We start from the raw sequence: 23,945 nt of genomic DNA, 5'->3' as shown, positions 1-23,945 counted from the left end.
CAGTTCAGCGGCGCACGGGAAGCACCACCTGCGCCAGCAATCCGCCGCTGTCGCGATTGCGCAGGGTCAGCTCGCCGCCCTGTTCGCGAACGATCGCCCGCGCCGCCGAAAGCCCCAGGCCAACGCCACCGGTGTCACGGTTGCGCGAGGCCTCCAGGCGAAAGAACGGGGCGAACACCTGCTCCAGCGCGGCCTCGGGAATCCCTGGCCCTTCGTCGCTGACATCGATGCGCACCGCCTGATCGTCCTGGGTCAGGGTAATGGCCGGGTTTCGTCCGTACTTGAGGGCGTTTTCCAGCAGGTTGACGACCACCCGCTTGATGCCCAGCGGACGCCCCAGGTACACCAGGTGGGCGGGGCCCGTGAAGTCGACGGCGATGTCCTGGTCGCGGTAGTCGTCGACGATGGTGTGCAAAAGCTCGGAGAGATCGAACGCGGTGCTGGGCTCGCGCTGGGTGTCTTCGCGAAAGAACGCCAAAGCGGCGTTGATCATCGACTGCATTTCCTCGACATCGCGAATGAGCTTGCGCTGGTGATCCAGGTCTTCCATGAACTCGCTGCGCAGGCGCATGCGTGTGAGCGGGGCGCGCAGGTCGTGGGAGATCGAGGCGAGCATGTGGGTGCGTTCGGCGACGAAATGCTGGATCTGCGCCTGCATGGTATTGAAGGCGATGATCGCCTGGCGGATTTCCTCGGGGCCTTGCACCTCGATGGGCGGGGCGCGCAGGTCATCGCCGAAGCGCCGCGCCGCGCTGGCGAAGCGCTGCAAGGGACCTGCCAGCTGGCGCGTGGCGATCCAGGCCACCAGCAGGGTGGCCACCAGGCCGAGGGCGATGATCACGGCGATGCGCACGTTAGCGCGCAAGCCCCAGCTGCGTTCGGGCGGGGTGAAGGACAGCCAGCTGCGGTCCTGAAGCTGAACCAGCGCCACGTAACGGGCCTGAGGGCTATCGCCGGGCCAGTCGTCGGGGGTGAAGATGTCGATTTCCCGGCCATCGCCCAGCAATCGGTGCAGCACCGGCACCTGGCCTGCATCGAGCCGTGCGCCGTCGCTGGGCAGCTGGAAGTCGGCGCGCTGCGCATTCCAGGCCACCCGCAGCATGGGGTTGCTGGCGGCGCTTGCCAATTGCGCTCGCAGCGGCGCAGGCGCAGCTTCGATCACCCGGGTGGTCGAGGCGATCTGCTCCAGCAGGCCGGTGCGTTCGATGGGCGGGCGCGCCCAGGTGCCGGCGACCTGGACGAACAGGGCGTTGAGGGCCAGCGAGGCGAGCATCGCGGCGACGATGGTCAGGGCGATGCGGCGCCTGAGGGTGTCGCGACGCAGCAGTGGCTCGATCATGAGCGGGTGACCTTGGCCGTGAACAGGTAGCCACCGTTGCGCACCGTGCGGATCAGTTCGGGGCGTTTGCTGTCCGGCTCGATCTTGCGCCGCAGGCGGCTGACCTGCACGTCGATGCTGCGGTCGAACGCCTCATGGCCCTGGCCGTGGGCCAGGTCGATCAACTGCTCGCGGGTGAGGATGCGCTGGGGGTGTTCGAGAAACACCACCAGCAAGTCGAACTCGCCACCGGACAAGGGCACCATCACGCCCTCGGAGGAGCGCAATTCGCGGCAGGTGATATCCAGGTGCCAACCTGCAAAGTGGATGACCGGCCGTGTCGGTTCGCCTGCCGGGAGGTTTGGCTGGCCGATGCGTCGCTGCAGCGCGCGAACCCGGGCGAGCAACTCGCGCGGTGCAAAGGGTTTGGTCAGGTAGTCGTCCGCACCGAGCTCCAGGCCCACGATGCGATCGCTCAGCTCGGCCATGGCGGTGAGCATGATGATCGGAATACCGGTCTGGGCATGGACCTTCTGGCACAGGCTCAGGCCGTTTTCCCCGGGCAGCATCAGGTCGAGGATCACGGTGTCGGGCCGCTGCGCCGCAATCGCCGCCCACATGGCCTCGCCGTCGGCTGCGACGTCCACCTCATAGGCGTGCTGAACGAAGAATTTCTTCAGCAGGGTCAGGATTTCCACGTCGTCGTCGACGATCAGCAATCGGCTCACGTTCACAGGGTCCAGGGCTAGAAAGGGCGGTATCTAAAACCATTCTGCTGCTTGGGTCATTTATTTCAATCGAGCAACATTCCTTCAGGCCTGACATCAAGCGGACATCCTCTGGCAAAACGCCTTGGGTACTTTGCACGCCTTCGTTTTTGGGGGCTTGCATGAAGGATTTGAGCAACAGGTACACCACCGATCAGGGCGCGGCTGCACGCCCGTTGATCCTGGCCCAACGCACCACCGCGCCAGGGCAGGATGCACCGATTCTGTTCCAGCAGTCCTGCCTGGGCGTGGCCGAGGATCAAGAGCGCATCGTCCTGCGTCGCTATTTCGAGCGCTACAGCCCGGACAGCGGACATTGGGTGCAATACGTCCACTCGATCCCCACGGCCGATTTCATCCACTGGATCATGACCCATGGCCAGTTGCACATCGAATGCTCGGACAACACCCCGGACACCCACGGCCACGCCTGAGCGGCGCCGGCCATCGAGCAGAACAAGGACCTTTGATTGATGAAAAAGCATCGCTCGCTGCCGCTGGTGCTGGCGGCCTCCCTGAGCTTGTCGGCATGCAGCAGCAAGACCGTCAGCCCCAAGATGTACACAGGGTTTCTGAAGGACTACAGCCAGTTGGCGCCGCACCAATCACCCTCGGGCCAGCAGGTGTCGAGCTGGGTCAGTCCGGCGCTCAAGACCGGTCGCTACAAACAGGTGTACCTGGAACCGAGCCAGTTCTATCCGCGGCCTGAGCCGACCGAGCGGATCCCCCGCAGCACCTTGATCAACGTCACCGGCTACTACGATGCGGCGCTGAGGCTGGAGTTGGGAAAAGTCGTCCCCCTGGCCTCCAAGCCTGGCCCGGACACGTTGGTCGTCAGGCCTGCCATCACCCGGATCGCCACCTCCACCCAAGGCCTGCGCTTCTATGAGTGGCTGCCGGTCACGCTGGTGGCCGCTGGCGTGAGTGCGGCGACGGGGATACGCGACCAGGACAGCGAGATCGCCACCGAGGTGTCCTTCGAGGACGGCGAAACCGGCGCGGTCGTCGCCGAGCTGGTGCGCAAGGGCACGGGTGTACCGCTGGACAATGACAAGCAGGTCTTGACCGCGCACAACGTCAAGGCAGTGCTCGATGGCTGGGCGGGTGACCTGCGTACGGCCTATTCGGCGCGTCTTCAGTAGAAACTCTTGCGCGGGATGAACGAAAGGGCTGCGTAACAGCCCTTTGTTTTTGCATCGGTAGACGTTTGCCGTGGCTCAGTCCCAGATCGGCGCCAGGCCGTCAGGGCTGACCTCGCGTCCGTTGCGCTCGAGCTTGGCGATGCGCGCCATGTCCTCGTCGTCCAGGCGCAGGTCTCGGGCAAGCAGGTTGCTGGCCAGGTTCTCGGGCTTGGTGGAGGAGGGGATGACCGCATAGCCCAGCTGCATCGCCCAGGCCAGCGCGACTTGTGCGACGGTCGCCTTGTGCTTGGCGGCGATGTCGGCCAGCACAGGGTCCTTGAGCACCTTGCCGTAGGCCAGGGTCATGTAGGACGTGACGGTGATGCCTTGCTCCTTGAGGAATGCTGCGAGCTTGGTGTTCTGCAGGTACGGGCTGAGTTCGATCTGGTTGGTGGCGATCTCGCCCTTGCCGACCACCTCGATGGCCTGGCGGGTCAGTTCGATGTTGAAGTTGGAGACGCCGATCTGACGCGTCAGGCCTTGCTTCTTGGCGTCGGCCAGGGCGGTCATGTATTCGCGCAGTTCGACGCCGTTGCCGGGGGCTGGCCAGTGGATCAGCAGCAGGTCGACATGATCGGTGCGCAGCTTCGCCAGGCTCTCGCGCAGGCTCGGGATCAGCTTGTCGGCGGCATAGTTGTCGACCCAGATCTTGGTGGTGATGAACAGCTCGTCACGCGGTACGCCGCTCTCGAAGATCGCCTGGCCCACGTCGGCTTCGTTGCCGTAGATCTGCGCGGTATCGATGACGCGGTAGCCCAGCTCGAGGGCGGACTTGACCGAGTCGATGACGGCTTGACCGGTGAGGCGGAAGGTGCCGAGGCCGAAAGAGGGAATGCTCATTGATCTGCTCCTGGTAAGTGTGGCAAGGATCGAACCCAGAGATAGTGTGGCCCGGAATCGATCGAGTGAGACCAGTGTGCGGATTTACCGAAGATTGATTAAGACGCCGGTGAACCAAGGTCATTTGACTTCAAATCATCAATGGCCGGTGGCGCGTGCGTGAGGCAGGGGCAATGGGCGAAAACGACACGGCCCGCCAAAGGGCGGGCCGGTCGGTGCTGGCTGTGACGATCAGCGGCGGCGGAACAGCGGCAGCGGCTCGTCGGTGGCGCCCTGGTAGGTCACCGAGAAGTCCTTCAGGCTCTGCAGCGCGTCTTCTGGGTCCTTGTCCGCGCGGATGGCGAAGGCGTCGAAACCGCAGCGGGCCATATAGAACAGCTGGTCGCGCAGCACGTCGCCAATGGCGCGCAGCTCGCCTTTGAACTTGTAGCGGTCCCGTAGCAGGCGCGCGTTGGAGTAGTTGCGCCCGTCGGTGAAGGCCGGGAAGTTCAAGGCGATGACCTGGAAGGCATCCACGTCTTCGCCGATCTCTTCGGCTTCTTCGTCGCTGTCCAGCCATACACCCAGGCCGCCGTCGCGTGCCTTGAGGGCATGGGCGTGGTCACGCCACATTTGCAGTGGGACGATGTAGTCGTCGCAGTTGGTCAGCTCGTCGAACGAGGTGCCTTTGGGCAGCAGGTGCCAGGTTTCGTCGACCAGTTGGTTGTTTTTAATGATTCGCTGCATAGACGCGTTCCTTGAAGGGGTCGATGCCAATACGCTGGTAGGTGTCGATGAAGCGCTCGTCTTCGGTACGCTGTTCCACGTACACGTCGATCAGCTTCTCGATCACATCGGCCATTTCGTCCTGGGCGAAGGAGGGACCGAGGATCTTGCCCAGGCTCGCATCGCGCGCGGCGTTGCCACCCAGGGAGACCTGGTAGAACTCTTCGCCTTTCTTGTCCACACCGAGGATGCCGATGTGGCCAACGTGGTGGTGACCACAGGCGTTCATGCAACCGGAGATGTTCAGGTCGATCTCGCCGATGTCGAACAGGTAGTCCAGGTCGTCGAAGCGGCGCTGGATGGATTCGGCGATCGGGATCGACTTGGCGTTGGCCAGCGAGCAGTAGTCGCCGCCCGGGCAGCAGATGATGTCGGTCAAAAGGCCGACGTTCGGCGTGGCGAAGCCCTGTTCGCGCAGCTCCAGCCAGAGGGCGTGCAGTTGGCGCTGCTCGACGTCGGCCAGGATGATGTTCTGCTCGTGGGAGGTGCGCAGGAAGCCGAAGCTGTAACGCTCGGCAAGGTCGGCCACGGCGTCGAGCTGCTTGTCGCTGATATCGCCCGGGGCAACGCCGGTGGGCTTGAGCGACAGGGTGACAGCGACATAGCCGGGCTTCTTGTGGGCGCGGGTGTTGCGTGAGCGCCAGCGGGCGAAGCCTGGGTATTGCTCGTCCAGCGAGGCGTAGTCGACGTTGTCCAGGGCCAGGTAGGCCGGGTCGACGAAGTGGCGCGACACGCGCTGCAACTCGGCTTCGGTCAGGGTGGTCGGGCCGCCACGCAGGTGGGCCATCTCGGCCTCGACCTTCTCGGCGAACACTTCTGGGGTCAGGGCCTTGACCAGGATCTTGATCCGCGCCTTGTACTTGTTGTCACGGCGGCCGTAACGGTTGTACACGCGCAGGATGGCGTCCAGGTAGCTGATCAGGTCTTGCCAGGGCAGGAATTCATTGATGAACGAGCCGACCACAGGAGTACGGCCCAGGCCGCCGCCGACCAGTACACGGAAGCCCAGCTCACCGGCCTCGTTGTACACCGGCTCCAGGCCGATATCGTGGACTTCGATGGCGGCGCGGTCTTCCTTTGAGCCGTTGATGGCGATCTTGAACTTGCGCGGCAGGTAGGCGAATTCCGGATGGAAGGTGGTCCACTGGCGGACGATTTCGCACCACGGGCGTGGGTCGATCACTTCATCGGCGGCGACGCCGGCGAATTGGTCGGTGGTGGTGTTGCGCAGGCAGTTGCCGCTGGTCTGGATCGCGTGCATCTGCACGGTGGCCAGCTCTGCCAGGATGTCCGGAATGTCCTCGAGTGCCGGCCAGTTGTACTGGACGTTCTGGCGGGTACTGATGTGGGCGTAGCCCTTGTCGTAGTCACGGGCGATCTTCGCCAGTACGCGGACTTGGCGTGCGTTCAGCTGGCCATAGGGCACTGCGACACGCAGCATGGGCGCAAAACGTTGGATATACAGGCCGTTCTGCAGGCGCAGAGGGCGGAATTCTTCTTCGCTCAGCTCACCGGCCAGGTAGCGGCGGGTCTGATCCCGGAACTGCTTGACGCGGTCCTCGATGATCCGCTGGTCGTACTCGTCGTATACGTACATATAAGTCCTGTCTCAGGCTGCAGGCAGCTATTCGCGCGCACGGCCGCGCACTCCGCTTCGGAGCCGGAGCACGATATCAGGTTGTGTTTATGCGCTAAAGTGATGTTTTTGCATATGAAAAGAACCAATAGGACTAAGTGAGATCCACTGGCATTTGCCCGCCTTCAGGCCCCGTCCGTTTATACTCGCGCGTTTGTTTCGCAACGGATGTCATCGAATGCTCAAGGCCTTGTGCCAGGCCCTGTCGCTGAGCTTGCTCCTGGCAGCAGCGAACGCGCAGGCCGCCTCCGTGGTGTTCCTCAACCCGGGCTTTTCCCATGAGGCTTTCTGGGTCGGCTACTCGCGCTTCATGCAGGCGGCCGCGCAGGAGCTGGGCATGGACTTGCGCATCGAATACAGCGAGCGGCGCACGGACCTGGCGCTGGCCCAGGCCCGCGCGGTGCTGACCGGGCCCCAGCGCCCGGACTACCTGGTCTTGGTCAACGAGCAATACCTGGCCCCGGAAATCATCCGCCTGGCACAGGGGCTTGGCGTCAAGTTGTTCCTGGTCAACAACGGCCTGACCGAAACCCAGGCGCGCAGCATTCAGGCTCAGCCGGACCGCTATGCGCAGGTGCTGGGCACCCTGACTGCCAACGACGAGCAGGCGGGCTACCAGATGCTGCGGCAGATGGTTGCCATGCTGCCGCCAGGTCCGGGACCGGTGGACCTGGTGGCGTTCGCCGGGGTCAAGACCACCCCGGCCTCCCAATTGCGCGAGCAAGGCATGCGCCAAGCCCTGGCGGACTTCCCCCAGGTGCGCCTGCGCCAGGTGGTCTATGGCGGCTGGAGTCGCAAGCGCGCCTATGAACAGGCCCAGTTGCTGGCAGAGCGCTATCCGGATACGCAGTTGGTGTGGTCTGCCAACGACGAGATGGCTTTCGGTGCCATGCAGGCATTTGAAGAGAAGGGACGCACGCCTGGGCGTGATGTGATCTTCGGCGCCATCAACAGCTCTCCCGAAGCGCTGCGCGCGCGAATCGATGGGCGTCTGAGTGTGCTGATGGGCGGGCATTTCACTTTGGGCGGCTGGGCCATGGTGATGTTGCATGACGATGCCTTGGGGCTGGCGATCAATCGTGATGGTCTGCAAGCGCACACGATGCCGGTGTTGCAGTCCTTCGACCAGGCCAAGGCCCGCCGCTGGCTCAATTTGCTTGAAAGCTGCGACGACATGGGGGTGGATTTTCTGCGCTACAGCGCAGAAGGGCGACCGGAAGGTTTTCGTTATCCGTTTTTGGCCAAGCCTGTCGACTATTGAAAGACCTTGCTTGAGAGAAGGCCATTGCTGGGCTTAACTGCTGGTTGAAGTGCATTCCCATAACCACTACAAGAGGCAATGCAATGGGAAACTCGACCAAGTTGCGCAAAGCTGACAGCACTGTCGACGCCTGGGCGATCCTCTGCCTGATCGTCCTGGTCGTCGTGGCCGCCGTGTATTGGGTCAGCCACCAATAGCGCCGATCTTCAGACCTTGAGCAAACCGGAACCGCCCGCGGAAGGGATATCCGCGGGCGGCTTGCGTTCTAGCGGGCGGTCAGGTGCATGGCCAATTGCACCAGGCCGATCAGTGCGAGGATGAACACCAGGGTGAACAAGGTGCCCAGTGCGATGAAGTGACTGGCCTTACCATGGGTGAAGTCGCGCGCGCGGTTCTTGCCGCTCTGCACGCCGAAGGCGGCGGCGAGGATGCTGTGAAGCATCTGCCAGAAGGTGGGCGGTTTGCCGGGGTCGTTGTCATCCATGAAGGGCTCCTGAAAACAGAGACAATCACACGACAGTGTAGACAGGCCTGTGGACGCTGCGCAGGTCTTCGCGGGTAAACCCGCTCCCACAAGGATCACTGTGAACCCTATGGGAGCGGGTTTACCCGCGAGAGTGCCGCAGCGCGGCCGCCTAGCAGATCAGCTCTCGTAACCGAGGTTCGGTGCCAACCAGCGCTCGCTGACGCTGATGTCCTGGCCCTTGCGCGCGCTGTAGCGCTCGATCTGGTCTTTGTCCACCTTGCCCACGGCGAAGTACTGCGCCTGCGGGTGAGCGAAGTACCAGCCGCTGACCGCCGCTGCCGGGAACATGGCGAAGTGTTCGGTAAGGAACACACCGCTCGGCCCGGTCTCGCCGATGGCTGTGCCGTCGAGCAGGCGGAACAGCGTGGCTTTCTCGGTGTGGTCCGGACAGGCCGGATAACCCGGAGCAGGGCGAATACCGCTGTACTGCTCCTTGATCAGCGCTTCGTTGTCCAGGTGTTCGTCCTTGGCATAACCCCAGTACTGCTTGCGGACCTGCTCGTGCAGCCACTCGGCGCAGGCTTCGGCCAGGCGATCGGCCAGGGCCTTGACCATGATCGAGTTGTAGTCGTCGCCTTTGTCCTGGTAGGCCTTGGCCACTTCCTCGGCACCGATACCGGCGGTGGTGATGAAACCGCCGACGTAATCGGTCACGCCACTGTCCTTGGGCGCGACGAAGTCGGCCAGGGAGAAGTTCGGCTTGCCGTCCGGCTTGATGGTCTGCTGACGCAGGTGGTGCAGGGTGGCGAGCTTCTCGCCGTTGTCGCCGTAGACCTCGATGTCGTCATGCTCGACCTGGTTGGCCGGCCAGAAGCCGAAGACCGCACGGGCACTGATGAGCTTTTCGTCGATCAGCTTGTCGAGCATCTCGCGGGCATCGTTGTACAGCGAGGTAGCGGCCTCGCCGACCACTTCGTCGGTGAGGATACGCGGGAATTTGCCGGCCAGGTCCCAGGAAATGAAGAACGGCGTCCAGTCGATGTATTCGGCCAGTACGCGCAGGTCGATGTCCTCGAGCACCTTGACGCCCGTGAAGGAGGGCACCGCTGGGGTGTAGCCGGCCCAGTCATACTGAGGCTTGGCGGCGATGGCCTGGTCGTAGCCCAGGCGCTCGGTGCGGGCGCTGCGGTTGGCGGTGCGCTCACGGACTTCCACGTATTCTTGGCGGGTCTTCTCGACGAAGGCCGGCTTGAGTTCCTTCGACAGTAGCTGAGTGGCCACGCCCACCGCACGCGAGGCGTCGGTGACGTAGACCACCGCGTCGTTGGAGTACTTGGGTTCGATCTTGACCGCCGTATGGGCCTTGGAGGTGGTGGCACCGCCGATCATCAGCGGCAGCTCGAAGCCTTGGCGCTGCATTTCGCGGGCGACGTGGACCATTTCGTCCAGCGACGGGGTGATCAGGCCGGAGAGGCCGATGATGTCGCATTTCTGCTCTCGGGCGGTCTGCAGGATCTTCTCCGCTGGCACCATCACGCCCAGGTCGACGATGTCATAACCGTTGCAGCCAAGCACCACGCCGACGATGTTCTTGCCGATGTCGTGCACGTCGCCCTTGACCGTGGCCATGAGGATCTTGCCCTTGGCCTCGGGGGTATCGCCTTTCTCGGCTTCGATGAACGGGATCAGGTGGGCCACGGCTTGCTTCATCACTCGGGCGGACTTGACCACCTGAGGCAGGAACATCTTGCCGGCACCGAACAGGTCGCCAACTACGTTCATGCCGCTCATCAGCGGCCCTTCGATGACCTCGATGGGGCGCGCGCACTGTTGGCGGCACTCCTCGGTATCCTCGACGATGAAGGCGGTGATGCCTTTGACCAGCGCGTGCTCCAGGCGTTTTTCCACCGGCAGCGTGCGCCACTGTTCGTTTTCCACTTCCTTGGTCGCGCCGCCGCCCTTGTAGTCGTCGGCAATCGCCAGCAGTGCGTCGGTGCCGTGCGGGGTGCGGTTGAGCACCACGTCCTCGACCTTCTCGCGCAGCGCCGCCGGGATCTCGTCGTAGATTTCCAGTTGGCCGGCGTTGACGATGCCCATGGTCAGGCCGTTCTTGATGGCGTGGTAGAGGAATACCGAGTGGATCGCCTCGCGCACCGGGTTGTTGCCGCGGAAGGAGAACGACACGTTGGACACGCCGCCGCTCGACAGGGCGAATGGCAGATGGTCGCGGATGTAGGCGCAGGCTTCGATGAAGTCCACGGCATAGTTGTTGTGTTCCTCGATGCCGGTGGCCACGGCAAAGATGTTCGGGTCGAAGATGATGTCTTCCGGCGGGAAGCCCACTTCATTGACCAGGATGTCGTAGCTGCGCTGGCAGATTTCCTTCTTGCGCGCGGCGGTGTCGGCCTGGCCGACCTCGTCGAAGGCCATCACCACCACGGCGGCGCCGTAGCGCTTGCACAGGCGGGCATGGTGCTTGAATTGCTCGATGCCTTCTTTCATGGAGATCGAGTTGACGATGCCCTTGCCCTGGATGCACTTGAGGCCCGCTTCGATTACCTCCCATTTGGAGGAGTCGATCATGATCGGCACCCGGGAGATATCCGGCTCGCCCGCGATCAGGTTGAGGAAGCGGACCATGGCAGCCTTCGAATCGAGCATGCCTTCGTCCATGTTGATGTCGATCACCTGCGCGCCGGCCTCGACCTGCTGCAGGGCCACTTCCAGTGCTTCGGTGTAGTTCTCCTCGCGGATCAGGCGGGCGAACTTGGCGGAACCTGTGATGTTGGTGCGCTCGCCCACGTTGACGAACAGCGACTGGCGATCGATGGTGAACGGCTCCAGACCCGACAGGCGGCAGGCCTTGGGGATGTCCGGAATTTCGCGTGGTTTGTACTTGGCCACGGCCTCGGCGATGGCCTGGATGTGCGGCGGGGTGGTGCCGCAGCAACCGCCGATGATGTTGAGAAAACCACTGGCAGCGAATTCCTCGACCACCGCGGCCATTTCAGCCGGGGTTTCGTCGTACTCGCCGAAGGCGTTGGGCAGGCCGGCGTTGGGGTGGGCCGAGACGTGGGTGTCGGCCTTGGTGGCCAGCTCTTCAAGGTAGGGGCGCAGGTCCTTGGCGCCCAGGGCGCAGTTCAGGCCTACGGAGATTGGCTTGGCGTGGCGCACCGAGTTCCAGAACGCCTCGGTGGTCTGGCCCGACAGGGTACGGCCGGAGGCGTCGGTAATGGTGCCGGAGATCATGATCGGCAATTCGACGCCGTCTTCCTCGAACACTTGCTGCACGGCGAAGATCGCCGCTTTGGCGTTGAGGGTGTCGAAGATGGTCTCGATCAGCAGCAGGTCGGCGCCGCCTTCGATCAGGCCGCGGGTGGCCTCGGTGTAGTTTTCGACCAGCTCGTCGAAGGTGACGTTGCGATAGCCCGGGTCGTTGACGTCCGGGGAGATCGAGCAGGTGCGGCTGGTAGGGCCGAGCACGCCAGCGACGAAGCGAGGCTTGTCCGGGGTTTCCAGTGTCTTGGCGTCGGCCACCTGGCGGGCAATGCGCGCGCCTTCGACGTTGAGCTCGTACACCAGCGCTTCCATGCCGTAGTCGGCCTGGGAAATCTGCGTGGCGTTGAAGGTGTTGGTCTCGAGGATGTCGGCGCCGGCGTCGAGGTAGGCTTTCTCGATCGAGGCGATGACATCGGGGCGGGTGAGCAGCAGTAAATCGTTGTTGCCCTTGACGTCGCTTGGCCAATCGGCGAAGCGCGTGCCACGATAGTCGTGTTCCTCGAGGCGGTAGCTTTGGATCATAGTACCCATGCCGCCGTCGAGGATCAGTATGCGCTCCTTGAGTGCTTGCTGGAGTGCTTGGAAACGAGCGCTGCGGTCGGACATAGGAACTACCTGGTCGGGCGAATTTCGGAAGGTGCTGAATAATAACAAAGCTGCACGGATTTTAGGCGTGCCGGCCATTTGCATGAATTTCCTTCATGTTGGTGAGCGCGCCAAAGCACCCAAGGACCGGTCAGGCAATCGTGATGGCTTTCAGGAATCAGGACATTCGGCACATGGTGCATCGTTTACTTGCTGGCGCTTTCGCCCTGCTCATCAGCGGCGTGGCGTTCGGGCAAGCCCCTCAATCGAGCCCGGCGATTTCGTACACCCGGGACATTCAACCGATCTTCACTGAGAAGTGCGTGGCCTGCCATGCATGCAACGACGCGGCCTGCCAGCTCAAGCTGGAAAGCCCAGAAGGTGCAGTGCGCGGTGCTTCCAAGACGCCGGTGTACCAGGGGGAGCGCAGCAAGGCGGTGCCCACCACGCGGCTGTTCTATGACGCCCACGACGAGCAGGCCTGGCGCAAGATGGGCTTTTATTCGGTGCTCGACAACCAGGGCAGCCAGGCCGCGTTGATGGCACGTATGCTCGAGCTGGGTCACAAAACGCCGCTGACGCCCAACGCCAAGCTGCCCGAGGAGATCGTCTTGGGGCTCAACCGTAACAACATGTGCCCATTGCCCCATGAGTTCGACGCCTACGCCGGTGCCCACCCCAAGGAGGGGATGCCGCTAGCTGTCACCGGGCTCACCGATGCCGAGTACCAGACCCTGCAGCGCTGGCTGGCGGCCGGTGCGCCGGTCGAATACCAGCCGATCCAGCCCAGCGCCATCGAGTCCCGGCAGATCGCCGAATGGGAAGAGCTGCTCAACCGTCCGGGTTCCACCGAGGCCCTGGTGGGCCGCTGGCTGTACGAGCATCTGTTCCTGGCGCATGTCTATTTCACCGGGGGCGAGCCGGGGCACTTCTTCCAGTGGGTGCGTTCGCGCACCCCAAGCGGCAAGCCGGTGGACATCATAGCCACCCGCAGGCCCAACGACCCGCCCGGCACTGACTTCTATTACCGCCTGATCCCGGTACAGGGTGTGATCGTGCACAAGACCCACATCACCTACCCGATGGGCCCGCAGAAGCTCAAGCGCGTCAAGCAACTGTTCTACAGCGGCGACTGGCACGCCACGTCACTGCCGGGGTACGGCCCGCGCCACCGCTCCAACCCGTTCGAGACCTTCGAGGCGATCCCGGCGGTGGCGCGCTACCAGTTCATGCTGGACAACGCCGAATACTTCGTGCGCACCTTCATCCGTGGCCCGGTGTGTCGTGGGCAGATCGCCACCGATGTGATTCGCGACAACTTCTGGGCGCTGTTCCAGGAGCCGGCCCATGACCGCTACATCACCGATGCCGAGTACCGCGGCAAGGCGACACCGCTGCTGGCGATGCCTGGGCAGATCGACGACGTGGGCAGTGTGCTGAGTCTGTGGCATGCCTATCGCGACAAGCGCAACGAGTACGAGAAGCTGCGTCGCGAAGCTTATGCCCAGATGCCTGCACCGAGCTGGTCGACCCTGTGGGCGGGCAATGACAATGCGCTGCTGACCATCTTCCGCCACTTCGACAGCGCGTCGGTGAGCAAGGGCCTGATCGGCGACGTGCCGCTGACCACCTGGTTGTTCGACTACCCGCTGTTCGAGCGCACCTACTATCAATTGGCGGTGAACTTCGATGTATTCGGCAACGTCTCGCACCAGTTGCAGACCCGCCTGTACTTCGACCTGATCCGCAATGGTGCCGAGATCAACTTCCTGCGCCTGATGCCGGCCGACCAGCGCGGCGCGATCCTGAGCGACTGGTACCAGAACAGCGGCAAGGTAAAGATGTGGCTCGACTACGAGGACATCGACACCAGTACACCAAGTGCGCTGAAGCTGGACGAGGCAAATCCCAAGCGTGATTTCGGCCTCAAATTGCTGCAACGCACTGGTAGCCTCAACGCGGCGCCCGATCCGATCAACCGCTGCACTGGTGCCCATTGCTCGCGTCCGCAGATGAGCGCCGAGTTCCAAGATGCCGAGCAGAGTCTTAGCCGCCTGGTCTCGCGCCCGGCTGCCGGGCTCAAGGTGATCAACCAGTTGCCCGAGGCGACCCTGCTGCGCATCGAAGGGCAGGGCGGCCAGCGCCAGGTCTACAGCCTGTTGCGCAACCGCGCCCACAGCAACGTCGCCTTCCTGCTCGGCGAGGCCTATCGCTACCAGCCAGGCCTGGACACGCTGACCCTGTACCCGGGCGTGCTCAGCAGCTACCCGAACTTCATCTTCAACATCCCGACCCAGGATGTACCGGAGTTCGTCGAGGATATGGAGGCTGCCCGCGACGATACGGCCAAGTTCGAGCGGATCGTCATGCGCTGGGGCGTGCGCCGCAGCCACCCTGAGTTCTGGCGCTACTTCCATGACCTGAACACGTTCATCAAGGAGACCGAGCCTGTGGAAGCGGGTGTGCTGGACATGAACCGCTACGAGAACCTTTGATCGGGTCGGGCTGACCTTTTCGGATACGTTGCGGTCGGACCTGCCGGGTGGTCCTGATCCATCGCGGGGGCTGCGTGGCAGCCCTTGGCGGGTAAACCCGCTCCCACGGTTTCGCCGCAAGCCGTGCGCAAGCGGGTTTAGCTTCGACGAGCGCGCAGTGCGCGCCGCTGCGTTCGATCGGGGCCTCAATGCACCGAAAACCGCAGGAACCGGCATGCTGTATTCGCTTCAGGCTCTCCGGGCATTCGCCGCCTGGGTGGTGGTCTGCCACCACTTCATGCAGATCTTCTTCGACTTCCACGCTACCGGGCCGATCGGCCGACTGCTCGCCGAACGAGGCGCCGTGGGCGTGGATATCTTCTTCGTCATCAGCGGGCTGGTGATCTACCTCTCGACCCGCGACAAACCTATCGCGCCCGGGCAGTTCCTGCTCAATCGGGTGCTGCGCATCGTTCCTGCCTATTGGTTCTACACATTGCTGATGGCCTTGCTGTTGCTGGTGGCCAGTCGCTGGATGCCGCACCAAGTGTTCGACGGGCAGCATCTGCTGCTGTCACTGTTGTTCATCCCGGCGGAGAACCCCGGCGGCTACGGCTTGTATCCGACACTCAACGTCGGCTGGACGCTGAACTTCGAGATGTTCTTCTACCTGTTGTTCGGCCTGGCCTTCCTGGTGCGACGGCGACACCATCTGTTGCTGGTGAGCGCAGCTCTGTTGATGGTCAGTGAGGTGCTTGGACGCATGGGCGTACTGAGCCGCTTCTACAGCAACGGCATCATCTACGAGTTCTTGCTGGGCATCGGCATTGGCGTGCTGTACCGCCGCGGGCTGGTGCGCGAAGGGCTGTGGTTGCCGCTGATGGTACTGGGGTTGGCGGGGTATGCCTTGTATCAGCTGGATGCCTCCGTGCGCCTGCTGCACTGGGGCGTGCCGAGTGCGTTGGTAGTGTTGGCGTTTGTCGCACTGGAGCCGTATTTCCATGGCAACCGGGTGCTCAAGGCACTGGGCGACTGCTCCTATTCGGTGTACTTGATTCACGTGCTGGTGCTCTATGGCGGCTGGTTCGCCAGTCAGCGCCTGGGCTTGAATCCCTATGCGGTGTTTGCCGTCTGCGTGCTGTCCATTGGACTAATGTCGTGGCTCAGCTTCCACTGGCTGGAGCGCGGCCTGTACCGGCGTATGCAGGCCTGGTTGCGTGAAGACAGGGAGCCAGCCCAGGTGCTGGCGCTTTCCCGAGTCAAATACTAGGACTTTGTTCGGGGGCCAGGTTGGCGTACACTTGCCGACAAGTCTGTGAGGAACTTCCATGAGCGCTATAACCATTACCGACGCCGCCCATGATTACCTGGCCGATCTGCTGTCCAAGCAGAACACCCCGGGCATCGGCATCCGCATTTTCATCACCCAGCCGGGTACCCAGTACGCTGAAACCTGCATTGCCTACTGCAAACCAGGCGAGGAGAAGCCCGACGACACGGCCGTGGGCCTGAAGAGCTTCACCGCGTACATCGATGCGGTCAGCGAGCCGTTCCTGGAGGACGCGCTGGTCGACTACGCCACCGATCGCATGGGTGGTCAGCTCACCATCAAGGCACCCAACGCCAAGGTGCCGATGGTCAACGAGGACAGCCCGCTCAACGAGCGCATCAACTATTACCTGCAGACCGAGATCAACCCGGGACTGGCCAGCCACGGCGGCGCCGTGAGCCTGGTGGATGTGGTCGATGACGGCATCGCCGTGTTGCAGTTCGGCGGCGGCTGCCAAGGCTGCGGCCAGGCCGACGTCACCCTCAAGGACGGCATCGAGCGCACCCTGCTCGAGCGTATCCCGGAGCTCAAGGGTGTGCGTGACGTGACCGACCACAGCAACAAGGAAAACGCCTACTACTGATCCATGCTGCCTGGCGTGGTTTCATCCAGCGTTCTCTTTGCAAGATGTTGCACCTAGCAACAAAGTGTTACGGAATCAAGCCCTGCGACAACAGGCCGCAGCCCGGATTTCAAGGGCTGCAGGCCGATCCCTCCTTCGTCGGGTGGATGCCCCTGGGGTGTCATGCCAGAATGCCTCGGTTTTTTCGTCGGCCCATCCCAGGGGCCGGCACCTTCCCTATAAAGGATGGTTCCATGACTGATTTACTGACCCGGCGTGCTGTCGTCGCCGGGATGGGCGTTCTGGGGCTTGGCCTGCTGGCCGGTTGCAACCCGGCCCGGGGGCTCGAGTTCAAGTACGGCAAGAACATGAGCAACGAAATCCTCGGGCGCAAATTCCGCCTGAAGGACACCCAAGGCAACGAGCGCACCCTGTCGAGCTTCTATGGCTCCATGCCGATGATCTTCTTCGGCTTCACCCAGTGCCCGGCTGTCTGCCCGACCGCCATGGCGCGCGCGGCGCAAATCAGGAAGTTGCTCAGGGGCCGCGACCGCGACCTGTTCCAGGTGGTGCTCATCACCCTGGACCCGGAGCGTGATACCCCAGAAGTGCTCGATGCCTACGTCAAGGCCTTCGACCCGTCGTTCACCGCCCTGACCGGCACCCCCGAGGAAATCGCCGAGGTGGCCAAGGAATTCAAGGTGTTCTACGAGAAGGTCCCCGCCGGCGATACCTACACCGTCTCTCATTCGTCCACCAGCTACGTCTATGACACGCGTGGCACTCTGCGCTTGAGTCTTGGCCATTCCCTGACCGCCAAGGAATGCGCCGAAGACCTGGTCACCCTGATGGAGATTTGCTAATGGCTGTTTCACTGCAACCTGCCAAACGTGCGCTGGCCGTTCTGGCCATGATGGGCCTGGCCTTGCCGGCCCTGGCCCAGACCACCGTGAGTGATGCCTGGGTTCGCGCCAGCGTGCCGCACCAGCAGTCCACTGGCGCGTTCATGACGCTGACTGCCGACACCGACAGCAAGCTGCTCAGCGTGGCCTCGCCGGTCGCCAAGACCGTGCAGATCCACGAGATGAGCATGAAGGGCGACGTGATGAGCATGGGGGAGGTCAAGGCCGTCGACCTGCCCGCCGGTAAAGCGGTCTCCCTCGACCCTAACGGCTACCACGTGATGCTCATGGGCCTGACCCAGCAGGTCAAGGAAGGCGAGCAGGTGCCGCTGACCCTGACCATCGAAGATGCCAAGGGAACAAAGCAGACCCTGGAAATCCAGGCACCGGTTCGCCCGCTGGGGGCTGAAGCCGGGCATGATCACGCGCACATGCACTGATCGGTGGCATGGGCTGCCGCGCAGCCCAACGCGACACAAGGCCGCTCCCACCGTGTGGGCGCGGCCTTGCTACATAAAAGGGGCGCCAAAGCGCCCCGATCGACTTTACAAATACTGCTCAGCTACGAAACCTCGGCAAAGGTCGCTCGATGGTCAGCGAGGTCAAGGTCTTGCGTACCTGGGCGTCTTCGGCCTCCAGTGCCTTGAGGCTGGCGCGGATCTTGCCAGCCGCGGGCACATCGCCCTGCCGGTCGATCCAGTCGGCAATCTCCTTGCAGGCACTGCTCAGACAGGCTTGGCGCTGGTTCATCAGCGTCAGGAGGGTGGTGAGCTCTCTATCGGACATGGCAGGTTCCTCCGTTCAGCCCTTTCAGTGTAGCAGGGGGTGGGGCTCCTGCCTGATGTGGGGGCTAGGTACTCACTGCGCATCACCCTCACGTCTCGCGCGATGCACAACGACTGCATTATCCATTGAATGGCATATATACACGGCTTGGGTAAGACGGTCTTCATCCTCTCTATATGGGTCTTGTTCGGAGTGCGAGGCGTCTGTTGGAAGTGGTGTGGGGCAGATGTTGTTTACAATGTTTTGAGCGCGTGGTTCTCCTCGGAGGCGGCGGTTGGCTACGTTTTCTCGCTGCTGGCCACGGGTACCGTGCTGGGCGGCCTGCTCTACACCAGGGTTCAATCGACACACCTCGGTGCGTCTTGTGTTGCGCTATTGGGGGGCGACGCAAGGCATTGACCCGCCTGCAATTGGAGCTGCCTTTTTGAACTGTGTGACCGGGTGCTAAACGAACCGACACGCCTGCCGATACGCCCCCGGCGTCACGCCATAGGCCTGCTTGAATTGCCTGCTGAGGTGGCTCTGGTCGGCAAAACCCAGGGCGAAGGCGACTTCTGAGGCGGGGAGGCCGCTCTTGAGCAGCTCTCGGGCGCGGGACAGGCGGCGCTGCTTGAGCCAGGCGTGGGGTGGCAGGCCGGTGGCCTGGCGGAACACCCGGGCGAAGTGGAAGGGGGAGAGGTTGACCGCTGCGGCCAAGGCTTCGAGCGACGGTGGGTCGGCCAGCTGGCTTTCGAGCAGTTCGCGGGCGCGGGCCACAGCGCGCGGTTCGTTGCCGGGGGCGGGCGCCTCGGCGCCGTGGCCATGGCGTTGTACCAGCGCCAGGACTGCCTGGCGCCAGGCGGTCTGTTGTTCCAAGGCGCTTGCGTCGGACTCCGACAGCCGATGCAACTCGCTGAACAGGGCGGCCAAGGCGGGGTCCTGGATCACGCTGTCCTTGAAGTGCGGCATGCCATGGCGACCCAGCTCCAGCTCGTCGAGCACGCCGGTGACCCGTTCGTGCTCTGGGTAGAAGCCACGATAGCGCCAGCCTGCCTCGTGTGCCGTGGCGCCGGTGTGCAACTCGTCCGGGTTGATCAGCACCATGCTGCCCACCGGTGCCAGGTGCTCGCTGCCACGATGCCAGAATCGTTGGGCGCCGGACTCGATCACAGTGAACACGTAGCCTTCATGCACATGGGGGGCGAAGCGTTGCTGGAAATACCGCGCGTGCAGCATTTCCACATCGCCCAGTGCCGGGGCTTGCCAGAGGTGGGTCTGTTCGCGCGGGGGCGTGTTCATGCCAGCCAGCTGCGCAGGAGGAAGAAGATCAACATGCTCACCAGCATGCTCAGCAACACACTGCGGGTCAACAGCACCAGGGCGATGGCCACCAGTGAGCCGAGCAGGTAGGGGTTGGTGAGGCTCAGGTCCAGTTGATGCCCAGGCAGGAAGATGATCGGCCCGCAGATGGCCGTCAGCATGCCAGGTACGGCGAAGCCCAAGAATTGCCGGGCATTGGAGCTCAGGCGCAGGGGCAGGCGCGGTTCCAGGAAAGCGTAGCGGTTAAGAAACACCACAAGGCCCATGGCGAAGATCAGCAGCCAGGTCATGAGCGGCCTCCGGTGAGTTTCTGGCAAGCGAAGCCGGCGCTCATGCCCAGCAGGCCGGCGGCGACCAGAGCGGTCTCCCAATGCCAGTGGCTGAACAGCACCGAACACAACAGCGACACCGCCACGCACACCACTGTCGGCAGGTTGCGCACCAGCGGTGCGATCAACGCGACGAACGTGGCGACGATGGAAAAGTCCAGGCCCAGCTGGTCCAGGTGTGGAATGTTCTGGCCTAGCAGGATGCCGGCCAGGGTGAACAGATTCCAGGCCACATAGAACGTCAGGCCGACGCCCAGGGCGTACCAGCGGTTGAACTGCTGTTGGTCGTAGCGGCTGGTCAGGGCAAAGAATTCATCGGTGAGCAGAAAGCCCAGCCCCAGGCGCCAGCGCAGCGGCTGGCCGGACAGCACCGGACGCATGCTCAGGCCGTAGAGCAAATGTTGGGAAGTCAGCAACAAGGTTGTGAGCAGGATCGAGAACAGGTTGGCACCGCCCTTGAGCATGCCGATCGCTACCAATTGCGCGGCCCCTGCGAAAACGATGGCCGACAGCCCTTGGCCCTCCCAGGCGCTGAGGTTGGCCTCGATGGCCATGGAACCGGCGAGCAGGCCCCAGGGGGCTACGGCCAGGGATAAGGGCATGATGGCGATGGCGCCATGGAGGAATGCTTGGCGGGCGACAGGTGGGCTGCAGGGCATGGTGGTGACTTGAATCGGCAAGGCAGTCCAGCATGCCAGAGCGGATGGGGCATGGCTTGAACATTCTTGCTGCCTGCCCCTTGCTAAGCGAGTCTAGCGTTTGCTGGTCAGGTGTCGTTGGGCTGCGGCGCAGCCATTGATGTCCACTGCCTTTTGCAGCAAGGTCTGGCGTTGTTGAGGATCGAGGTCGCCGAGCAGACGATACACCTCCGCCTGGTAGTCCCGCTGGCGCCCCCACTGCATTTCCAGGCCTTGGGGTTGACTGCGGTTGCAGGCCAGCCGTATCGCAGGCTGAGGGTAATAGGCGGCATAACGGGTGGCCATGCTGGGGATCGCTTCCAGCGCCTGACGGTAGGCGGGGCTTGCGTTGTAAGGCGGGCACCAGGTCGCGATCGCCGGGGCGGGTGGCGCGAATCCTTGTTGCAGGCTGGCTTCGAGCAGCGGGCAGGCCGCATCCGGAATTTGCGCCGTCGGCAGGTAGGTCATGTAGTACAGCGCCAGGCGGTACTGGGCGACCGGATGGTTGAGTGCCACCGATTTTTTCAGCAAGGCCACGGCGGTGGGTAGGGTTCGCGCCAGGGCCTGGCCTTGGCGGCTGAGTTCCGGGTCGCTGCCAATCGAGGTGCGCAGTGGGCTGGGGCTGTCGTCCTGGAGGTCGGCCTGCTCCAAGAGGGGCAGGGCCTGGCGGTAGAGCAGATCGGCATGGGGGTCGATCTGTACTTCCAGCGCTTGGGCGTCGAGCGCCAGCACGGCCATGAACAACGGCGACCAGAAGAAGGCGCGGTTCACAGGTAGGCCTCGCAGGCGGACTGGCCAGGGTGGGCCAGATACGGCAGGACGGCTTCGATCATCATGGCAGTTACGCATGTACCTCAAGCGAATCAAGAGCGACGACGCCGTATTCTAGCCACCCAACGCTGCCTGCCGAAAGGCCAATCCTGTTTTGTCAGACTAGCCTGACGGGCGGTGGTCGATAATTGGCGTGCTTTTCCTGGGCCAGCCCGAGCTTGGCGGTGATCACCTTGGCCAGTGCACTGTTGCCCAAGTCGTTGAAATGCAGGCGGTCGACGAACAACGGTTGGTCGAACATCGCGCAACTGCTGAGCATGCAGTTCATGTCATAGCAGGGCACCTGCGCGGCCTGTTGCTTGATGCGTCGAAAGAAGTCCGTGTGCAACTGGCTGTCGAAGACGTCGGCCAGCAGGCGGTCGAAGTTCGTCGGCTGGCGTTGCAGGTGCTGCAGCATGAGCTGCTCGCCCTGTGGAATGGCCTCCCGGCACCAGGGCAACAGGGGCTGAAGGATGAAGGTGAGGGTGGCATAGCCACCGCCCAGCAGGCGGTCCCACTGCTGCAGGCTGCGGCCGATGGTGTCGGCGGCGCGTGCCAGGCGTTTGTCGGGGGGCGACAGCTTCCAGGCGGGGGCCGGCGATTGTCTGCGAGGCGCCAGGGCTTGGCCCAGGCGGCGCCAGAGCGACTCGCCGGGTGGTGGATGGGCGGTGTGCACGCCTTCGTTGAAGCTGTTGAGCAGGTCCTGGTAAGCCAGGGCGTGCCCTTGTTCGTGATCGCCCGCCAGCACTTCGCCCAACGCCTCGTGTGCCAAGGTGTTCAGGCCGCTGAGTACGACTACGTGGCCGACCTCTGTGAAGCGATGTTGGTGGGTCAGGAACATCAGCAGTTCCTGAGTGGCATTGAGGCCGCAGCCGGCCAGGCTCAGCCAGACCTCGCCGGTCAGCGCCGACAGGTAGGAGGCGATCGTGTGTTTGTCGGAGCTGGCGCCGATGCCCAGGGTGGTCGAACCACCTACCAGCAGATTGACCCGCTTGACGCCGCTGTGCTCGGTCACCGAGCAGCGTCTGTCGGCACAATGGCTGTAGCGCATGCCATGGCTGTCGGTGTTGATGGTGCCGGAGCGATAGCCTCGTTCATGCATGTAAAGGGTATGCGGTGCGCGACGGCTGCCCTGTAGCAGGAAGCGCTGATAGTCCTGCTGCAGGGGAAGAGGGCTGCCCTGGACGTTCGTGTCATGGTCGATCGGTCTCATGGGCGCTCCTTTGGCACGCGAGGTCGAGGGTGGCGCGGTTCAGCCGGCCAGCTCCTTGATGTTGTAGGCCAGTCCGGCAAGGGCGATCAGCAACAGGGCAATGCCCGAGGCAAGTGTGATGATGCGGTTGCTGCGTTGCGAGGCGATCTTGCCGATGGCGAATATGTACAGGCTGAGCACGGCGAAATCGATGGCAATCCACAATAGCGACAGCACCACCATGCTCTTGCCGAACGATTCGGTGATCTGGATGAACTGCGGGAAGAAGGAAATGAAAAAGATGATGTCCTTGGGGTTGGAGATGCCCACCATGAACCCCTGGAGCAGCCCGCCGCGTCCAGGCTGTTCAGGGGCCTGCGCTGGCACGTCGAGGGCTGGCGCTTGCAGCGCTTCCCGAAGGGTAGTGATGGCGATGTAGGCGATGAACAGGCAGCCCAGCAGGCTCATGCCGCTGAGCCAGGTCTTGTCGACCGCAGCGCTGGTCATGATGATCCAGGCAGCGGCGGCGATCAGGACAAGCGAAGCCCAATTGGTGCCGATGGCGGTCGACAGCGCCTTGCGCGAGCCTGAGGTAGCCGCGGTATTGACGATCAGTGCCACCACTGGGCCAGGGGTGGCGATCAGCAGCAGCACGGTGAGGGCATAGGTGGCGGTGAGTGCGGTGTTCACGGTCAGTTCTCGATCAGGGTTTCAGGTGTTGCATGCGCATGGAATGGGCAGCGCGAAGGGTTGAGCGAGCCCGGTTCCTGGAGTTGATACTGGCGCCATTCGAAATTGTCCTCCTGGCCGAAGAAGCCCAGGGTATCGGGTACGACGCCATCGTTGTAATGGCGTACCCGCTCGCGAATGCGTGCACGGATGCGACGGCCGCTTTCGGTGGCGGCGCTGGCGACCTCGTCGAAGCTCTCCCGCGGGTTGATGACGAAGGCGATGTGCGCGCCCAGGTTGCGGCTTTTCATTTGCCGGTGGGCCGGGAAATTCATGTTGATGAACAGCGCCATGCCAGCGAAGCAGAACGACCAGCCGCTGTCATGAGGGTCTGTGGGTAGCGTCCGAGGCCAGGGTTGCGGGTCCAGTTCATGGACTTGTTGCAGCACCGACCAGGCCAGCGCCTGCTGTTCGGCCAGCGTGCTGTCTGGCTCGGTTTCGAGAAACACCAGTAAGGGGTTGCCGATGCGCTGCCTGAGCGGGATGGGTTCGAGGATGCTCACGTAATCGGCGAGCCCTCGGGCAATGTCTGTCGCCAGTTGCGTCGCGCGCGCGAAGACAAGATGGCAGGTGCCGGCGGCGACCGCCTTGCGGCCGAACAGGCAGGGAAAGTCGGGATGGCCGAGCAAAGTACGAAACTGTGCGAGGGTTTGATACGCCCAATGTTGGCATTTTTGGATATGTTCAGCGGCCAGCTCTAGCGCATCCAGGCGATAGCAATTTCCATAACCCGTAAACATGGTGTCCCCAGAGATTC

The 23,945-nt window shown here is 63.0% G+C and carries 23 protein-coding genes and 1 pseudogene; 9 read left to right on the top strand and 15 right to left on the bottom strand.

Annotation, left to right across the window (positions count from 1 at the left end; translation table 11 throughout):
• Positions 1-4 precede the first annotated feature (4 nt).
• A complete protein-coding gene (locus AB1N67_RS13655; RefSeq protein ID WP_090344811.1) occupies positions 5-1,339 on the bottom strand; it encodes an ATP-binding protein in 1,335 nt (444 codons plus the stop codon).
• Positions 1,336-2,061 carry a response regulator gene (locus tag AB1N67_RS13650; protein ID WP_043206941.1) on the bottom strand — a complete coding sequence of 242 codons (726 nt, stop codon included), beginning with the start codon at positions 2,059-2,061 and terminating at the stop codon, positions 1,336-1,338. Before AB1N67_RS13650 ends, AB1N67_RS13655 begins: the two co-directional genes overlap by 4 nt.
• A gap of 146 nt (positions 2,062-2,207) precedes the next feature.
• Between AB1N67_RS13650 and AB1N67_RS13645 the strand changes: the two genes are divergently transcribed.
• Both AB1N67_RS13645 and AB1N67_RS13640 read left to right on the top strand, forming a co-directional pair.
• The gene (locus AB1N67_RS13645) at positions 2,208-2,519 is read left to right on the top strand and encodes a hypothetical protein (RefSeq protein WP_090344813.1); all 312 of its coding nucleotides are present in this window, start codon (positions 2,208-2,210) and stop codon (positions 2,517-2,519) included.
• A 39-nt stretch (positions 2,520-2,558) separates the two neighbouring features.
• Positions 2,559-3,227 carry a DUF3313 domain-containing protein gene (locus AB1N67_RS13640; RefSeq protein WP_367863063.1) on the top strand — a complete coding sequence of 223 codons (669 nt, stop codon included), beginning with the start codon at positions 2,559-2,561 and terminating at the stop codon, positions 3,225-3,227.
• 75 nt (positions 3,228-3,302) lie between these two features.
• Here AB1N67_RS13640 and dkgB read toward each other — a convergent pair whose 3' ends face one another.
• The 3 genes from dkgB to AB1N67_RS13625 form a co-directional block, all read right to left on the bottom strand.
• Positions 3,303-4,106 (bottom strand): 2,5-didehydrogluconate reductase DkgB, encoded by an 804-nt coding sequence (dkgB, locus tag AB1N67_RS13635; RefSeq protein WP_043206934.1) that lies wholly within the window; start codon positions 4,104-4,106, stop codon positions 3,303-3,305.
• 231 nt (positions 4,107-4,337) lie between these two features.
• Complete coding sequence (locus AB1N67_RS13630; RefSeq protein WP_070571600.1) at positions 4,338-4,832, bottom strand: DUF934 domain-containing protein; 495 nt, start codon at positions 4,830-4,832, stop codon at positions 4,338-4,340.
• Positions 4,816-6,468 carry a nitrite/sulfite reductase gene (locus AB1N67_RS13625; RefSeq protein ID WP_043206929.1) on the bottom strand — a complete coding sequence of 551 codons (1,653 nt, stop codon included), beginning with the start codon at positions 6,466-6,468 and terminating at the stop codon, positions 4,816-4,818. The genes AB1N67_RS13630 and AB1N67_RS13625 overlap by 17 nt, the downstream gene beginning before the upstream one ends.
• Positions 6,469-6,685: 217 nt before the next feature.
• On the opposite strand from AB1N67_RS13625, the gene AB1N67_RS13620 reads away from it, so the two are divergent.
• Positions 6,686-7,768, top strand: coding sequence for an ABC transporter substrate-binding protein (locus AB1N67_RS13620; protein WP_367863062.1), 1,083 nt, complete (start codon positions 6,686-6,688; stop codon positions 7,766-7,768).
• Positions 7,769-8,033: 265 nt separating this feature from the next.
• Here AB1N67_RS13620 and AB1N67_RS13615 read toward each other — a convergent pair whose 3' ends face one another.
• Both AB1N67_RS13615 and metH read right to left on the bottom strand, forming a co-directional pair.
• Positions 8,034-8,252, bottom strand: a complete 219-nt coding sequence (locus tag AB1N67_RS13615; protein ID WP_043206924.1) for a DUF2970 domain-containing protein — start codon at positions 8,250-8,252, stop codon at positions 8,034-8,036.
• A gap of 159 nt (positions 8,253-8,411) precedes the next feature.
• Positions 8,412-12,119 (bottom strand): methionine synthase, encoded by a 3,708-nt coding sequence (metH, locus tag AB1N67_RS13610; RefSeq protein WP_367863061.1) that lies wholly within the window; start codon positions 12,117-12,119, stop codon positions 8,412-8,414.
• Between the two features lie 173 nt (positions 12,120-12,292).
• Here metH and AB1N67_RS13605 point away from each other — a divergent pair, with 173 nt between their 5' ends.
• The 5 genes from AB1N67_RS13605 (at position 12,293) to AB1N67_RS13585 (ending at position 17,806) form a co-directional block, all read left to right on the top strand.
• On the top strand, positions 12,293-14,593 hold the full coding sequence (locus AB1N67_RS13605; RefSeq protein ID WP_043206919.1) for a fatty acid cis/trans isomerase: 2,301 nt from the start codon (positions 12,293-12,295) through the stop codon (positions 14,591-14,593).
• A gap of 214 nt (positions 14,594-14,807) precedes the next feature.
• Positions 14,808-15,842: an acyltransferase gene (locus AB1N67_RS13600; RefSeq protein ID WP_090344817.1), complete on the top strand. Its 1,035-nt coding sequence runs from the start codon at positions 14,808-14,810 to the stop codon at positions 15,840-15,842.
• Between the two features lie 58 nt (positions 15,843-15,900).
• Positions 15,901-16,485, top strand: a complete 585-nt coding sequence (nfuA, locus tag AB1N67_RS13595; protein WP_043206916.1) for a Fe-S biogenesis protein NfuA — start codon at positions 15,901-15,903, stop codon at positions 16,483-16,485.
• 233 nt (positions 16,486-16,718) lie between these two features.
• Positions 16,719-17,327: an SCO family protein gene (locus AB1N67_RS13590; RefSeq protein ID WP_043206915.1), complete on the top strand. Its 609-nt coding sequence runs from the start codon at positions 16,719-16,721 to the stop codon at positions 17,325-17,327.
• On the top strand, positions 17,327-17,806 hold the full coding sequence (locus AB1N67_RS13585; RefSeq protein ID WP_070571594.1) for a copper chaperone PCu(A)C: 480 nt from the start codon (positions 17,327-17,329) through the stop codon (positions 17,804-17,806). The genes AB1N67_RS13590 and AB1N67_RS13585 overlap by 1 nt, the downstream gene beginning before the upstream one ends.
• A gap of 118 nt (positions 17,807-17,924) precedes the next feature.
• Here AB1N67_RS13585 and AB1N67_RS13580 read toward each other — a convergent pair whose 3' ends face one another.
• On the bottom strand, positions 17,925-18,152 hold the full coding sequence (locus tag AB1N67_RS13580) for a hypothetical protein (protein ID WP_043206911.1): 228 nt from the start codon (positions 18,150-18,152) through the stop codon (positions 17,925-17,927).
• Between the two features lie 255 nt (positions 18,153-18,407).
• Here AB1N67_RS13580 and AB1N67_RS13575 point away from each other — a divergent pair.
• Positions 18,408-18,531: pseudogene (locus AB1N67_RS13575) on the top strand (MFS transporter); the annotation flags it as partial.
• Between the two features lie 65 nt (positions 18,532-18,596).
• Here the strand turns inward: AB1N67_RS13575 and AB1N67_RS13570 are convergent.
• The 7 genes from AB1N67_RS13570 to AB1N67_RS13540 all read right to left on the bottom strand — a co-directional run bounded on the left by AB1N67_RS13570 (position 18,597) and on the right by AB1N67_RS13540 (position 23,928).
• Positions 18,597-19,430, bottom strand: coding sequence for an AraC family transcriptional regulator (locus AB1N67_RS13570; protein WP_043206909.1), 834 nt, complete (start codon positions 19,428-19,430; stop codon positions 18,597-18,599).
• The gene (locus tag AB1N67_RS13565) at positions 19,427-19,741 is read right to left on the bottom strand and encodes an AzlD domain-containing protein (protein ID WP_043206906.1); all 315 of its coding nucleotides are present in this window, start codon (positions 19,739-19,741) and stop codon (positions 19,427-19,429) included. The genes AB1N67_RS13570 and AB1N67_RS13565 overlap by 4 nt, the downstream gene beginning before the upstream one ends.
• Positions 19,738-20,439, bottom strand: a complete 702-nt coding sequence (locus AB1N67_RS13560) for an AzlC family ABC transporter permease (protein ID WP_043207072.1) — start codon at positions 20,437-20,439, stop codon at positions 19,738-19,740. The genes AB1N67_RS13565 and AB1N67_RS13560 overlap by 4 nt, the downstream gene beginning before the upstream one ends.
• Positions 20,440-20,532: 93 nt before the next feature.
• A complete protein-coding gene (locus AB1N67_RS13555; RefSeq protein ID WP_043207070.1) occupies positions 20,533-21,195 on the bottom strand; it encodes a hypothetical protein in 663 nt (220 codons plus the stop codon).
• A gap of 190 nt (positions 21,196-21,385) precedes the next feature.
• Positions 21,386-22,480: a hypothetical protein gene (locus AB1N67_RS13550; RefSeq protein WP_367863060.1), complete on the bottom strand. Its 1,095-nt coding sequence runs from the start codon at positions 22,478-22,480 to the stop codon at positions 21,386-21,388.
• Between the two features lie 39 nt (positions 22,481-22,519).
• Positions 22,520-23,149, bottom strand: a complete 630-nt coding sequence (locus AB1N67_RS13545) for a LysE family translocator (protein WP_043206902.1) — start codon at positions 23,147-23,149, stop codon at positions 22,520-22,522.
• A gap of 2 nt (positions 23,150-23,151) precedes the next feature.
• On the bottom strand, positions 23,152-23,928 hold the full coding sequence (locus AB1N67_RS13540) for a YqcI/YcgG family protein (protein ID WP_043206900.1): 777 nt from the start codon (positions 23,926-23,928) through the stop codon (positions 23,152-23,154).
• Between the last annotated feature and the right edge of the window lie 17 nt (positions 23,929-23,945).

Origin of the sequence: Pseudomonas guariconensis (genome assembly GCF_040822035.1) — a bacterium.
GTDB classification, from domain to species: Bacteria; Pseudomonadota; Gammaproteobacteria; order Pseudomonadales; family Pseudomonadaceae; genus Aquipseudomonas; species Aquipseudomonas guariconensis.
Note: the sequence above shows the minus strand (reverse complement) of the source record. Positions and strands in the feature narration are given on the sequence as shown.